Annotated in this window: 14 protein-coding genes and 2 CRISPR repeat arrays (1 of these 16 cut by a window edge); of the genes, 12 read left to right on the top strand and 2 right to left on the bottom strand. The window is 41.1% G+C overall.

Translation table 11 applies throughout. The features are described 5' to 3' along the window. Positions 1 to 150: 150 nt before the first annotated feature. The 12 genes from KSMBR1_RS02410 (at position 151) to cas2 (ending at position 10600) form a co-directional block, all read left to right on the top strand. Positions 151 to 810 carry a type IV toxin-antitoxin system AbiEi family antitoxin domain-containing protein gene (locus KSMBR1_RS02410; protein ID WP_157820326.1) on the top strand — a complete coding sequence of 220 codons (660 nt, stop codon included), beginning with the start codon at positions 151 to 153 and terminating at the stop codon, positions 808 to 810. Continuing rightward, a complete protein-coding gene (locus KSMBR1_RS02405; protein WP_099323897.1) occupies positions 810 to 1649 on the top strand; it encodes a nucleotidyl transferase AbiEii/AbiGii toxin family protein in 840 nt (279 codons plus the stop codon). The genes KSMBR1_RS02410 and KSMBR1_RS02405 overlap by 1 nt, the downstream gene beginning before the upstream one ends. Further along, a complete protein-coding gene (gene cas3, locus KSMBR1_RS02400; protein ID WP_157820325.1) occupies positions 1646 to 4072 on the top strand; it encodes a CRISPR-associated helicase Cas3' in 2427 nt (808 codons plus the stop codon). Before KSMBR1_RS02405 ends, cas3 begins: the two co-directional genes overlap by 4 nt. Next, entirely contained in the window at positions 4069 to 5775 is a 1707-nt protein-coding gene (locus tag KSMBR1_RS02395) for a hypothetical protein (RefSeq protein WP_099323895.1), read from the top strand. Before cas3 ends, KSMBR1_RS02395 begins: the two co-directional genes overlap by 4 nt. Positions 5776 to 5777: 2 nt before the next feature. Beyond that, positions 5778 to 6761 (top strand): DevR family CRISPR-associated autoregulator, encoded by a 984-nt coding sequence (locus KSMBR1_RS02390; RefSeq protein ID WP_099323894.1) that lies wholly within the window; start codon positions 5778 to 5780, stop codon positions 6759 to 6761. A gap of 1 nt (position 6762) precedes the next feature. Continuing rightward, positions 6763 to 7524, top strand: coding sequence for a hypothetical protein (locus KSMBR1_RS02385; RefSeq protein WP_157820324.1), 762 nt, complete (start codon positions 6763 to 6765; stop codon positions 7522 to 7524). A 391-nt stretch (positions 7525 to 7915) separates the two neighbouring features. Continuing rightward, complete coding sequence (locus tag KSMBR1_RS02380) at positions 7916 to 8143, top strand: AbrB/MazE/SpoVT family DNA-binding domain-containing protein (protein WP_099323892.1); 228 nt, start codon at positions 7916 to 7918, stop codon at positions 8141 to 8143. Further along, positions 8140 to 8529, top strand: coding sequence for a type II toxin-antitoxin system death-on-curing family toxin (locus KSMBR1_RS02375; RefSeq protein WP_197705310.1), 390 nt, complete (start codon positions 8140 to 8142; stop codon positions 8527 to 8529). The genes KSMBR1_RS02380 and KSMBR1_RS02375 overlap by 4 nt, the downstream gene beginning before the upstream one ends. Positions 8530 to 8542: 13 nt before the next feature. Further along, positions 8543 to 9055 (top strand): CRISPR-associated protein Cas4, encoded by a 513-nt coding sequence (gene cas4, locus KSMBR1_RS02370; RefSeq protein WP_169702847.1) that lies wholly within the window; start codon positions 8543 to 8545, stop codon positions 9053 to 9055. A gap of 107 nt (positions 9056 to 9162) precedes the next feature. Continuing rightward, on the top strand, positions 9163 to 10155 hold the full coding sequence (cas1b, locus tag KSMBR1_RS02365; RefSeq protein ID WP_099323891.1) for a type I-B CRISPR-associated endonuclease Cas1b: 993 nt from the start codon (positions 9163 to 9165) through the stop codon (positions 10153 to 10155). Continuing rightward, positions 10149 to 10331 carry a hypothetical protein gene (locus KSMBR1_RS20625; RefSeq protein ID WP_157820323.1) on the top strand — a complete coding sequence of 61 codons (183 nt, stop codon included), beginning with the start codon at positions 10149 to 10151 and terminating at the stop codon, positions 10329 to 10331. The genes cas1b and KSMBR1_RS20625 overlap by 7 nt, the downstream gene beginning before the upstream one ends. A gap of 2 nt (positions 10332 to 10333) precedes the next feature. Beyond that, positions 10334 to 10600: a CRISPR-associated endonuclease Cas2 gene (cas2, locus tag KSMBR1_RS02355; RefSeq protein WP_099323890.1), complete on the top strand. Its 267-nt coding sequence runs from the start codon at positions 10334 to 10336 to the stop codon at positions 10598 to 10600. A 314-nt stretch (positions 10601 to 10914) separates the two neighbouring features. Beyond that, positions 10915 to 11398: a CRISPR direct-repeat array (repeat unit 29 nt; unit sequence GTCTCATTGCACCTATAAGGAATTGAAAC). A 225-nt stretch (positions 11399 to 11623) separates the two neighbouring features. Here the strand turns inward: cas2 and KSMBR1_RS23015 are convergent. Both KSMBR1_RS23015 and KSMBR1_RS02345 read right to left on the bottom strand, forming a co-directional pair. Next, on the bottom strand, positions 11624 to 12022 hold the full coding sequence (locus tag KSMBR1_RS23015) for a transposase (RefSeq protein ID WP_420886552.1): 399 nt from the start codon (positions 12020 to 12022) through the stop codon (positions 11624 to 11626). A 31-nt stretch (positions 12023 to 12053) separates the two neighbouring features. After that, a complete protein-coding gene (locus tag KSMBR1_RS02345; protein ID WP_099323888.1) occupies positions 12054 to 13382 on the bottom strand; it encodes an ISAs1 family transposase in 1329 nt (442 codons plus the stop codon). A gap of 124 nt (positions 13383 to 13506) precedes the next feature. Further along, positions 13507 to 13891: a CRISPR direct-repeat array (repeat unit 29 nt; unit sequence GTCTCATTGCACCTATAAGGAATTGAAAC); it runs 682 nt beyond the window's last position.

Below are 13891 nucleotides of genomic sequence, written 5' to 3'. Positions count from 1 at the left end.
AAAAGGTAACTTATGAGACGTGTTTATACCCAAGGGATATCAGTAGAAGAAAAAAATTTGTTTAATTTCCTTTCTGAAAAAGGAAACATTATTTTCTCAACAAAAGAAATAAAAGCCTTTAGGTTATTTAAGAATTGCACAACTCTGTTAATGAACCTTAAACGAAAGGGATTGATTACTCAGGTAGAGCGTGGAAAGTATATCCTTTCCAATAGGGATGTAGATTCGTTCTTAATCGGGACAAGACTAATAGAACCATCGGCGATAGCATATTCTTCAGCGTTGAATTATTATGGGCTAACAGAACAAATTTCTAACATTGTTCATATTCAAACGAGCAAGAGAAAGCAGAATAAGGAAATACTCAATGTTCGGTACCAATTCATAACTATAAGCCCGCATAAATTTTTTGGAATTAGAAAAGAATGGGTTGGTCGGGATTTTTATTTTATCACTGATATGGAAAAGACCATTGTTGATTGTTTCGATTTACCAGAATATGCTGGGGGTTTTACAGAGGCTGTCAAAGGTCTCTTTATATCGCACGAAAGATTAGATAAGGGAAAATTATGGCACCATGCGTTAAAAATGGAGAACAATACACTTATCAAGCGGTTAGGCTATTTATCAGAAATATTAGAATTAAAAGGGTTCGAAGATTTTCGGGCAAATGCTGCGCAGGTTCTATTGCCTAAGTATACGTTACTCGACCCTCTGTCTTCGGCTGAGGGTAAACATCTGAAAAAGTGGCGATTGATCGTTAATCATACAGAATCAGAGATATATGCTATGGCAAGGACTGCTTTATAATGATTCCTTTTAGGGAGTTAAGTAAAAAATCAGTAGAATGGGGAGTTCCTATAGAAACAGTAGATAAAGACTGGGTGCTTGGGCACTATCTTAATGGGCTATACAATCGCAGTCTTTTTAAAGAGTGCTTTCGTTTTAAAGGTGGAACTTGCCTGCGCAAGCTTTATTTCAAACATTTCCGATTTTCTGAAGACCTTGATTTTTCTGGCCTAATAGAGGTTGAGCGAGAAAAAATAAAAAAAGAACTTGAGATAATACATGACATAATTTACCAAAATGCAGGAATTTTATTTGGGCCTATTCAGATTAAAAATATGCAATCTAATGATCGGTTAATGGGATATGAATTCAAAATCCCTTTTTGGGGAGCTAAACATAGGGACAAGATAGTTCCTCCTGAAAGATGGAGGACATCTATTAAGATCGATATTTCACTAAGAGAACCAATATTGTCCCCTCCAGTTTCAAAGAATATTTTCCATTTATACTCTGATTCAAAAGATATCACGGCAAAAATTCAAAGTTATAGTATCGAAGAGATATATGCGGAAAAGCTTCGTACCATTTTGCAGCGGGGATGGCCCCGCGATTATTACGACCTGTGGTATTTGTCCATTTTTTGTTCAGAGAGTTTAAGATTTAAGGAAATTGCATTACTTTTTGAAAAGAAATGCAAACTCAAAGAAATTGAATTCAAGAGAATTGATTCTTTTTTTCATGGGGTGGAACAAGTAAAAGAAAATTGGAAACCATCTTTAGGTAGCCATTTGAGAGAGTTACCAGATAGTGACCGGGTTTTAGATGAATTAAAAAACACTTTGGGAAAGATTTTTTCTTGAGAATACTTTTCGATCAATTAATGAGCAATAAAGGACTTGCCCCCTATCCTTATCAGGAAGAAGTTGCACAACGTCTTCTTGATGGCAGAAATATTTTTCTCCGCGCTCCTACTGGCAGCGGGAAAACATGGGCTGCTATTTTGCCGTATCTTTGGGCAAAAAAACAAGGCACGACGTTTGTTGATAGATTAATTTATGTCTTGCCGCTTCGAACATTAGCTACTACCCTTTACGCTGAAACGGTAGCGTGTTGCAAAAGTGGTTTCAGGGTAGTGTGTGATCCAAATGCCCGTAGGGGTGAAAAAGGCGAACTTGTAATCACAATACAAACCGGTGAACAAAAGGACGATCCCTTTTTTGAAGGCGATGTAATATTTACAACCGTTGACCAGTGCCTTTCCTCTTACCTTAATTGTCCTGTCTCTCTTCCGCAGAGAGTTGGGAATATCAATGCCGGAGCATTGCTTGGGAGTTTGATTGTATTTGATGAATTCCACCTTTTGGAGTCCGATAAAGCAATGAGAACGGCCGTAGAAATGCTGGACAGGCTTAAACCATTTTCCCAGTTTGTCATCATGACGGCTACACTTACGACGAAGAGTCTGGATTTATTAAAAGAGATACTGGGAGGACAGTTTGTCAGTCTAACTCCTGATGAAGTAATGAGTTTGCCATCTCACAAAGAAAAAAAACGTGCGTACCGCTGGATAAACAGACCACTCACGATTAACGATATCCTTGATCATCATAATGGTAACCGTTCTATCATTATCCTCAACTCCGTTACGAGGGCGCAGAATATTTACGAAGAAATGGCGAAACGCCTGGAAGGTAGCAACACCACTGTTTTCTTGCTTCATAGCAGGTTTTACTCAGAAGATCGAAAAAAGGTAGAAGATAAACTCAAGGGTTGGTTTGGAAAAGAAGCCACTAAAACGAATGTAATCCTGGTAACCACGCAGGTTGTTGAGGCAGGTATAGATATTTCTGCGGACAACCTGCATACAGAAATTGCCCCTCTGAACAGCATTATACAGCGTGCCGGGCGTTGTGCAAGATATGAAGGTGTGCGTGGCATTGGAACTGTCTGGATTTATGAATTACTAACAAATGAAAAAGGCCTGCCTGATTTTGGTCCCTATCGAGAGAACGACCATAAGGCCTTGATTTCAGGTACCAGAGAGGTTCTGGAACGGCTGCCGTCGGATGGCGCAATCCTTGATTTTAACTCAGAGCTTGAAAGACTTGATAAGGTGCATTCGAACATTGAGGAAAGGCATCTGGAATCCTACCGGCAAAATCAATACTCTTTAAAAACCAAGATTCACGAGGCTATGGACGGACGCAACGAAGTTGCCGTCAGAGAATTGGTGCGGGACGTGGCTTCCATAAATGTGGTTATCTGTAACGACCCTTCAGTTTTGAGATTTGATAAAAACAAATGGCCGAGGATGCTGTCAGTTCCCCGTTCGAGCCTTTATAAGCTTTCTCCGTTTTTTGAAGAATGCCGTGACTTTGGGGAAACGGTTGCGTGGTATCCTATTGAAAATGCCAATATTATAGACGAAACCGAGACATCCTTCGGATGGGAACGAATTACTTCAAAAGACCAGATCAGAAACGCTTCATGGCTTGTCGTTATAAATCCGGAGTTTGCTTCTTATTCCCCTGACGTTGGCTTGAAAATCGGTGTAAAGGGGTGTCACGAAGAGATCAGATACTTCGATAGGCCGCTTATTCCCCGGTACAAAATCAGTTATGAAACTTACCGGGAGCATGTTCAAAGAGTAGTTGCAGCGTGCCGGGCAATGAAGCCTTTTTATAGCTATGCAGCAACACGACTGGCCGAACGATATAAAATGTCAGCCAACCAATTGGAAACACTGGCTGATGTCTGTTGCGCCCTACACGATGTGGGAAAGCTCTCCATGAAGTGGCAGGAGGCTGTAAGAAAGTGGCAGCAGCACAAGAACCCTCAGATGTTGACTGGCGAGCCCCTTGCTCATTCAGATTACGCGCCAGACATGGATTTTGAAAATAAGAAAAAGTTTCCTAAACAGCCGCCTCATGCTTCTGAAGGCGCATATTCAGTGGCAGGGTGGTTGAGAGATAATTTTGGTGTTAATGCAGTTGTAACCTGGACAGCTATAGCAAGACATCATGGGGCATTTACGGCATCGCTGGAAGACTTTAGGCTTATTAACGACACAAAGAAATGGGTCAGTGAAACATTGCCATCCTCTATTGAGGGCATTGCATTGACTGACAACCCCGATAAACTAACCCAACGTAGTTTTCAAGACGATCTTTTAATTTTTAGTGGTCCAAACAGCGAAGATACCGGGTTGTGGCCTCTTTATGTATTTCTCGTAAGAAGGCTCAGGCTGGCAGACCAAAGAAGCCAGAAAGGAGGAGAGGGATGAAGGTTGTGGAAATTCCAAAAGGAACGGGGACTTATGCCGATTCCTTAAGAGCCATAGGCACCGCAGGCCTACTTGAAGAAGTAGCCGGGGTTGGAACAATTATCCAAGATAGGGGAACTCATTTTAAAATTGAGTATTCATCGGATGTGCCTGATGTACAATGGAGACCACCGTCTCCCGGGTTTTACTACATTTGGCGAAAAAGCAAGGAAAAGGAAAAACCACAGGGTACTATGGTGCTGGATTATGAGGAGGAACAAGGCCGGGTAAAAGCAAAGGAAAAGGGTAGTAAAAAGAAAAAAGAAGCATTAAACAAAGCACTTGAAGAGCAAGGCTTATCTCCAGTTGAAAGCGTTAATCGCGAATACGGTCCTTCGGCAATCCTTGAGTCAATGCGAAAAGGCTGGAGTTCCGATAAAGACGTCTATCTATGGGTGATTCAAAATCCTGAAAAAGTCCTTAAATGGGTTCAATCTGAACTAGTATGGCTTGAACGCCTCAATCGGTTGGATCGCCTTGAACAGGTTGAAATACCTAAAGTAAGCAACAGCCAGTTTTTTAATCCTTCATCAGGAAAAGGTTTGCATGCAACCAAGACCATTTACAAATCACCTAGCGCTATCAATAGTGAAGTCGTAGAACCTTTCGCCGAGTGGATGAAATTTAGAGGGGCTTCTGCTGCAATGCTCCCTTACCGTAATGGCGACGATTTTAAACTCTTTGTCATTGAGCCTGCCGAAATAGGGCCGAAGGCGCTGTCTATGCTCAGGGGAAAACTTCTCGATCTGAGGCTGTGGGGTGGAATAAGGCTTGACATAGAGGCCACATTGCGTCTGGCTGAAGAACTGATAATACATTCGGATGTTGTACAAGATACTATGGGAAAGATCAGTTTGCGCGGACGTAGACCTGCTGAGGTTATAAGAGGATTGCGGCAAGCATATTTCAAAAGCATGGGAACAGCGGCAGCCTTGATGAATGATGCATTTTTGCCTATTCCAAACTGGTTTCGCATTGAAAATAAAGATGATGCAATTGCGTTTATCGAAATAATTAGGGAGCATATCGGAGACTATGCTCAGAAAAAACCTGGATGTCTTGGCTCTCTGAATGAAACCCATTCCGGCGATGTTCCCATTCTCCAGCAATACAGAAAATGGCTTACAACTGGTAGCGTGTCAGACCTGCTTGATTTTTTGGCGAAATTTGCAGTCCATACTATGGAAAAACGAGGTAAAAAAGAAGGGGTAAAAGAATTTTCTACTGAAAATCTAACGATACTTTTTGAAAGGGGATATGGAATGAAAGAGATTGTAGAAAATACGGGATTCTTAAGTGTTGCCTGGGCTATTAGAAATGCTACTATAACAGCCCTGTGGTTACAGCAACAAAACAACAAGAAATGGGATGTACGTTTCGGTCTAGCCCAAAAATGGAAGCAAAAAATTAAAGGTGGGGCAAAAGAATTCGTCCCGGTGTTGGCCGAGTTTGTTCAGGATTATAACTGGGAAGTTACAAACAGGCTTGAAGGTAAATATCATACCGTTTCAAAAGAAGACCTTGATCAGGTAATATCTCTTATTGAAAATAACGGGAAAGACCAGAGTGAACTAGTCGGTATGCTTCTTTTGGCCTATGGCTACGCAAGAGCGCCAAAGATTGAAACCGATAATCCAACGATAACAAACAAGGAGGGTAAATAATTATGAAACTGCACTCTTTAAGTATTTCAGGCATTGTAACGATGAACATGCACGCCCTTAACAATGAAGGCAGCGAAGGAAACACCATGATGACGCGGATGGTTGAAATTGTGGATGCAACAGGCAAGAATCATACGGTCAATGCCGTTTCCGGTGACATGTTCAAGCATATTCAGGCAGAACATTTGTTTATGGAGGCAAAATCAAATAACCTTCCCTTATGCAAGGGCTGCGATATTTTCAACGCAAATAGAATTAAATTTGATGCAGAGTACGAGAAAGATGTCATGTCTTTAAATGAATATACGGAAGCTGAAAGACAGAATAAAAAGGATCCTTTTATCTTAGATAAAATACTCTTTAAATGTATCATTGATGATTGCGAAGGGATAATGCTTACAGGATGGGCCGGGACAAAATCACTTTCCCGCAAATCAGCCATTGAGTTTGGCTGGGTTGTGGGATGTCCTGATAATACACGGACAGAATCATACTTCCACGCCAAATATGTGCCTGAAGGACGTGGAAAAGGCTCCGGTGCAGGAGAAAATCTTGGGCAGAATATCTTTCACCGTCCCGCATCTTCCGGTCAATACGCAGTAGTAGTGAATGTAGACCTTTATAAGGTTGGCCGGAATGATATCACGCTTGCTTATGTGGATGGTATTGATAGGCAGGCCAGGATAAAAGCCCTTTTGAAGAGTGTGCTCAATACCTTTATCAAACCAACCGGCGCGCACCGCAATACGCAACACCCGCATATCCTTGATTTCACTGGCATTATAGCCACATCTACAAGCACGTTGCCTGCCCCCGTTCTTAGCGGACTGAATTCAAATTATCGAGACGAGATAAAAAAGATTGCCGGTAATCTGAATAGGACCACAACCGGCGACCCGATAGCAGTTACACCATTTGACGGGCTTGGTGCATTTAGCGGGGTAATGGCAGATATAATATGCAAGGTTCAACCTTATGGAGGCTAACATGGTTGAGGAAAAATTAATTGACCGGGGAATAGGGAAATGGCTCATTCTAAGCTATTTACCGGTGAGCCTTTTTTCCCTTCGAATGACCCATGCTACAAGCAAGGGCGGAAAGACCCTTTTGATTCCAACTCCCTATGCTTTTAAGATGACCTTGATTGATGCTTGCTTTAGGGGCTTTGATGAAAATAATGCCGAAATCAAGGCACGGCAGGTATTTGATCTTATTAAAGGCTGCGAAATAAGATTTAGCCCACCGGCAGGTTGTATCGTGCAGAATACCTTTATAAAAATTCGTCAGGAAGAAAGGGATGCCCCGAAAGGCTTCTATGTTCCCACCATTGCTTATCGTGAGTTTTGCTTTTATACCGATGCTGAACTGAAAGTGGCGATAGGGATTAATGGTCTTTCAGGAGATGCAGTATCTTTGATAAGAAGGGTAGGTAGTCACATTAATTGCATAGGAAAGAGAGGCTCTTTCTGGCAATATATTAAGGATTCGATTTGCAAAGGTAATCTTCCCGAAGGATACACACTTCCACAGCCGGAGGAGCGATTGTTGACCGGTAAGTTTCAATGGGTTCAATACCTGGATGATTTTGGGGAAGTATTGTGTAAGGCCAAAGATGGTTTTGATCGTATAAGTACTTATGGCTCAGGGACAGTTAAGCTTGGTGAACATCGAATATTGGTAAAAACAGTTATTCCTTATAGTTTTGTCCAGAGCAGCAAACATTTCACACAATATAAGAAAATTGTTTGAGGGGTATTACAAATGAATTGGTACGTCTCACCGATGAGGAGGATTAAATGACAACGAACCAACGAATCTTCTCTATACAAAAGTTGAAGACGAGGGGTTTAGCCACGAATGGACACTAAGAAAAACGAATTTCACAAAACAGGGATGGACAGTATGAACATGATTAAAATATCCTGCTTATCCCGTGAATCCTGTCAAAAATAATTTTGAGACACTGAAATAGGAAGAAATATTGAACGAAGTATATTATGGTAGTACAATGTATATACATAATTTTACGTTAAGAAAATTCGAGGTTGCTATACAGTCACTAAGTCATCAGTATTTTCTTTGATGCCTGGTGTCTTAGTGGCATTAAAAATTTACAAAATGCTACATTTCAGGAGGTAATATGCTTAAAAATCTGGTCCCACACGGTAACAGCGCAGCATTAATTATTGATAAACCCATACTGGAAATCCTCAAGGTTGATATGAATACACCACTTGAAATCACCACTGACGGGAAAAATCTTATTATTTCTCCGGTTCATGACAAGGATAGAGATAAAAAGTTTAGAGCGGCTTTAGTGAAAATAAATAAAAAACACGAAAAAACACTTAAGAAGCTGGCTGAATGATGAAAGATATCCTTTTTCTGACCCTTGCCGAAGTCATTGATATACATAGCAATCAGATGAGATTGTATGGAGGATTGCCGGGGATAAGGGATATAAACCTCTTATCTTCAGCTATTGCAATGCCCCACGCATCTTTTCATGGTGAGTACTTGCATAACGATATTTGTGAAATGGCAGTGGCTTATGCATTTCACATCAGTAAAAACCATCCTTTTGTTGACGGTAATAAGCGAACCGCTCTGGTATCTGCGCTGGTTTTTCCCGAACTTAATGGAATCAGCATTTCAGATTCTCAGGGGAAACTCTACGATGCTATGCTGGACCTTTCAACGGGAAAGCTTAACAAAAGTGAGTTTGCCAGTATATTGAGAAAATTGAAAGAATGAATGGATATAAATAATGAACACTACAGAACAAACATCTATCCGCTTCACCGGCACCCAGATTAACTATTACTTCCTCTGCAGGAAGAAGCTCTGGTATTTTACCAAAAATATTGAAATGGAGCACAACAGCGATGCGGTCTACCTCGGTAAGCTGATCCACGAGACATCGTACGAACGGGAGAATAAGGAGATCGAGATTGACGGCACTATCAAGATTGATTTCATCGGGAAAGACAGGGTCATTCACGAGGTAAAGAAGTCGGACAAGGTGGAAGAGCCGCATATCTGGCAGTTGAAGTATTACCTCTGGTATCTGAAACAGAAGGGCGTAGAAGGCATTACGGGTAAAATTAATTATCCAAAGCTCAGAAAGACCCTGGACGTGTTTTTGGAACCGGGAGATGATGAGAAGATTCATGCAATAGTAAGCGAAATCAAAGTGCTTGTAGAAGCCGAATTACCTCCGCCGATACAAAGGATGAAGATGTGCAAGAATTGTAGTTATGGGGATATGTGCTGGGTGTAATAAAGAACAATCTACGCCGATTAAGCCGTTCAAACTGTTTAAACCGATATGGTTTTTCTGCTTGAACGGTTGAAACTGTTTGAACGGCTTAAACTATTTTTAAAACTATGAAACAGAACTATTACATCTTTAACAACGGCCGTTTGAAACGACAGGAAAATACCATCTTCTTTGAAAAGGAAGACGGTTCTAAGGCCGTAATACCCATTGAGAACACAGAAGCCCTCTATGCTTTCGGTGAGATTGACTTCAATACGAAACTCTTTAATTATCTTGCGCAGAAAGGCATACCGGTGCATGTATTCAACTACTATGGTTATTATTCCGGCAGCTATTATCCGCGGGAATACTTAAACTCCGGGCAACTCCTGGTGAAGCAGGTGAACCACTATACGAGCCGTCAGAAGAGAATTGTCCTGGCAAGGGCGTTTATCGAAGCAGCGAGTTTCAATATCCTGAAGAACCTGAGATATTATGGCAACAGGGGAAAAGGAGTGGATGAATATATCAGTACGATTGAAGGCTTCAGGTCACAGATCGAAAAAACAGAGGTCGTGGAGGAGTTGATGGGAATAGAAGGAAACATCCGAAATACGTATTACAAGGCGTGGCCCACCATTATTGACCAGGAGATAGCATTTGAACGCAGGGTAAAGCAGCCTCCGGACAATATGATTAATGCCTTGATCTCGTATCTAAACTCGATGGTCTATACGACATGTCTGGGTGAAATATACCATACGCAGTTAAATCCCCTGATCTCTTATCTCCATGAACCGGGTGAACGGAGGTTTTCCCTGAGTCTCGACATGGCGGAGGTTTTTAAGCCTATTTTCAGCGACAGAACCATATTTACCATACTTAACAGACATCAGATTACGGAGAAGGATTTTATGACAGATGTTAATTGCTGTTACCTTAATGAGAAGGGAAGAAAGACCGTTGTTAAAGAATATGATGAGAAACTGAAGACAATTATCAGCCATAAGAAACTTGAGAGGCAGGTCTCTTACCGGTATCTTATAAGACTGGAATGTTATAAATTGGTTAAACACCTGATTGGTGAGCAAGGGTATGAGGGATTTAAGATCTGGTGGTGAATTTTCATAACCGTTCGAACGGTTTAAGCGGTTTAAGCGGTTTAAGCGGTTTAAGCGGTTTAAGTGGTTTAAGCGGTTTAAGTGGTTTAAGCGGTTTAAACGGTTTAAACGGTTTAAGCGGTTTAAACGGCTTTAACCGGCTTGAACGGTTTCATCTGTTTGAACGGAGAGATTAACAATGTACGTTGTTGTTGTGTACGATGTGGACCAGAAACGATGCACGAAGATGCTAAAGCTTTGCAGGGGTTACCTCCATCATATACAAAATTCTGTGTTTGAGGGAGAAATTACCGAAGCCAGACTGGAAGAATTGAAGATAAAGGCAAAGAAGATCATGAACGAGGAGGATAAGGACTCACTCATTGTATTCAAATCAAGAAATGAAAAATGGCTGGATAAAGAGATTGTTGGATTTGACAAAAGACCGGTTGATAATATATTATGACTATTAGGTTTGCTTTGACTGTTGGAATACAATGATACGACAAAAGTATTTCATTGTTTGGATAAGTAAGTGTTTCGTGATGGCTAAATATTATAAAAAAACCTGTCGACCTTAGGGTAAATACCTGTTCGTACGTCTCTGCAGGTCTATTTAGATACATTGAAATGAAGGTTATCCCGTCATGAGATGACAGTTTAAGTACTACATGTCGACCTGCCGGGTTTTTTACATAATGAGAGGTAGACGAGCAAAATGGCCATTTTTCATACGAAAAAAAGTCATAAGTCTCTGTATTATTTGTACCCACAAAACTGGTCTCATTGCACCTATAAGGAATTGAAACTTTGTTTAAATAAATCTAAATTAAGTTTTTGTACAACGTCTCATTGCACCTATAAGGAATTGAAACTTTATACCGAGGTTATCGGAGGTATCCAGCCTTATTGTCTCATTGCACCTATAAGGAATTGAAACTTTTTTGCGCCTGCCCGCCAAAAACAAATGGCATATGTCTCATTGCACCTATAAGGAATTGAAACTTCTCAGGGGCGATTCCGACACCCTCGATGGAAACCGTCTCATTGCACCTATAAGGAATTGAAACATAATTTATGGAAAAGCGGAGATAGGCCTCAATAGAGTCTCATTGCACCTATAAGGAATTGAAACAATAAAAAATACAATATTTTATTTTTCATATTTTAGTCTCATTGCACCTATAAGGAATTGAAACTGAGGACGAGAGCAGATGATACATTCTGCGCAACAAGTCTCATTGCACCTATAAGGAATTGAAACGGTATTCGGGAGATTATCACGGCAACGTCAAAGTCACCCTACGAAAGACGCGGATCAAGAATTTGTGCCAAAAGCTCCCGTCAATAAGTGGAGAAGAAAGTTAAAAACGATAGGGTTCTCATGTAAACGGGCAAGAATGAGCAAAACAAGCAAAATGGAGCGGGAGTATCCCTGTAGTAATGAAAGAGATAGTAAAAAAATAAAGGCTTTTTTTTGTTCTCTACATTACAAGCGAAGCATTTGAAGTGCAAGAAAAGGTCTTGCCGCAAAATTTCTGAGCGTCTTTGCAATATTTGGTACATTGAGAAAATGAAACAGCCCAACCACAAGGTTCTTCAAAGAAGCCATTGCCCTTGGGGCATTTTGTGTGCGTATTTGAGAATGGTCTTCACGGAAGGAGGTATCACGCACATAATGAAGTCCATTTTCTATTGACCAGTGTCCGCGGGAAAACTTAAGAATGGTTTTGGGACTTGCTTTTTGTTGTGTCAGGCTGGTAATACCGTAAACAATTTCCTCGGTCTTTTTGCCGGTCTTGACTTTTGTAAATATTCTATGAATGCAAAATACCTGCTTAACGTAGGGGAAATCAAGATATTCGTTTAATTCGGTGCTGGTCCAAATCCTGCGGATTTCAATGCGGCCATGGCCTTTTTCAATTGTTTCGTGCTGAGGGGGGAAAAGAACTGAGATTCAGTTCCTTGATGGCTTGTTTTATGGTTTTTTGATTATCTTTCACCGTGAATATATATTCTGCCTTTTTGTCTTCTACCAGATAACGGGCGGTTTCCTTTTGCGCATGTAAGGCATCGAAAGTAACGACACGGTCTTTTATGTCTAAATCATCAAACAATACCGGAACCATCGGTATTTCGTTTGTTTTGCGGTCTACCTGAGTTTGTGCGAGAACTATACCCTGTTTATGAAGAAAAGCGGCAAGCAAATGTACCTGTTTGCCGTCAGGCTGTCTTGCACCGCAAAGGGTTTTCCCGTCAACCGCAATGGGCAGGCTTTTATCACCGACAGATTGAAACCAACGCGAGAGGACTTTATCAACTGCTTCTGCATCCACCTGCTGTAAGAAACGCCTGATGGTAGGTTCACTCGGTGGTTCGTATCGTTTCGTTTTTGTATTATAACGGCAGGAGAGACGTTTGAGCATATTTTGCGGACAACGCTTTGCCCACTCTGCAATGGCGGCAAAGCTCCAGGCATTGCAGATGATAGCACAGATAGAAATTGCCAGGATAGAACGTTTCCTGTGGCGAACGCCTCTGGGCATGCGATGTTCAGGGATTTGCTGCAATAATTCGTCAAGAAATTCCGCATCTTTTAAAGATAATTTCATAGGCTTTGTCTCCTTTCTTAATTGTATGGTAAGATTAAGGTTGTTAAGTTGTTTTTGGACTTGTGCTTTCAATGAGCGAACAAAGACCATCTTTGGCTTATTGTGCAGAAGATAGCCTTGTGATGATCTGGCAAAACCGGTTGAATGTCCTAAAAAAATCCATCCTGCGGCCTTATAGCAGACGCCTTTAAAAAAACGAGGGTCGACAAAGGTCTCCACAAGCCAGATTGGATGCCCATAGACCTTAGTCCAGTCTTGTGATAAGCGTTTAAGGTTAAGAGAAAGAATACGGGAGGCAAGGTTTGGTACGTGTATCTGAGGAAGGATCAGGAAACGTGAGTTGTTTGCTATGAGTTTCAGGCGTTGTGATTTTAAAAATGGCGGCCATCCAATCCACTTATCGCGAACGGTACATTTTAATGCTGCGGCAGCCCAGCCGATCAAGGCAAGCCATTGTCCCTGTGATTCCGCTACGTAGCGAATTGATTCTCCTACGAGAGAACGAAATCCAAGGTAATGATGCTGGCGCATCAGTGTGTCCCAATTTGCCTGGTCGTTTTGTGAAACAGGACGAACGGTAATTGAATGAAGTAGTTCGTTGTGTGTGTTATCGATTGGTGTTGTATGCTGGTTCATGCCCTATAATATAAAATATTTTAGGGGGAATGTCCACGTTTTTTTACATATCTTTGTATATTATGTGCTTATGGAAAACTTTGACAGCGCCGTGGGGAGATTATACATGGCTAAATAAAATCAAGTCTCATTGCACCTATAAGGAATTGAAACGTGATATGTTAGAACTGGTAGCCTGAGAATCCCCTGTCTCATTGCACCTATAAGGAATTGAAACCTGAAAAAAGGCAGGAATTACGTGCGAAAACTTACAAGTCTCATTGCACCTATAAGGAATTGAAACGTGGTAGAAGAAATACAGTAAGGACACCGAATTTGGTCTCATTGCACCTATAAGGAATTGAAACGGACGTAGGGATCTAACCTCTGATGTTAGAGAGGCGTCTCATTGCACCTATAAGGAATTGAAACGCTTACATTCCATCTTACGAATACGTGGCTTGCACTTGTCTCATTGCACCTATAAGGAATTGAAACGTATTGGGCAAGCGCAGATATATACACTGCGT

Origin of the sequence: Candidatus Kuenenia stuttgartiensis, assembly GCF_900232105.1 — a bacterium.
Classification (GTDB): domain Bacteria; phylum Planctomycetota; class Brocadiia; order Brocadiales; family Brocadiaceae; genus Kuenenia; species Kuenenia stuttgartiensis_A.
Note: the sequence above shows the minus strand (reverse complement) of the source record. Positions and strands in the feature narration are given on the sequence as shown.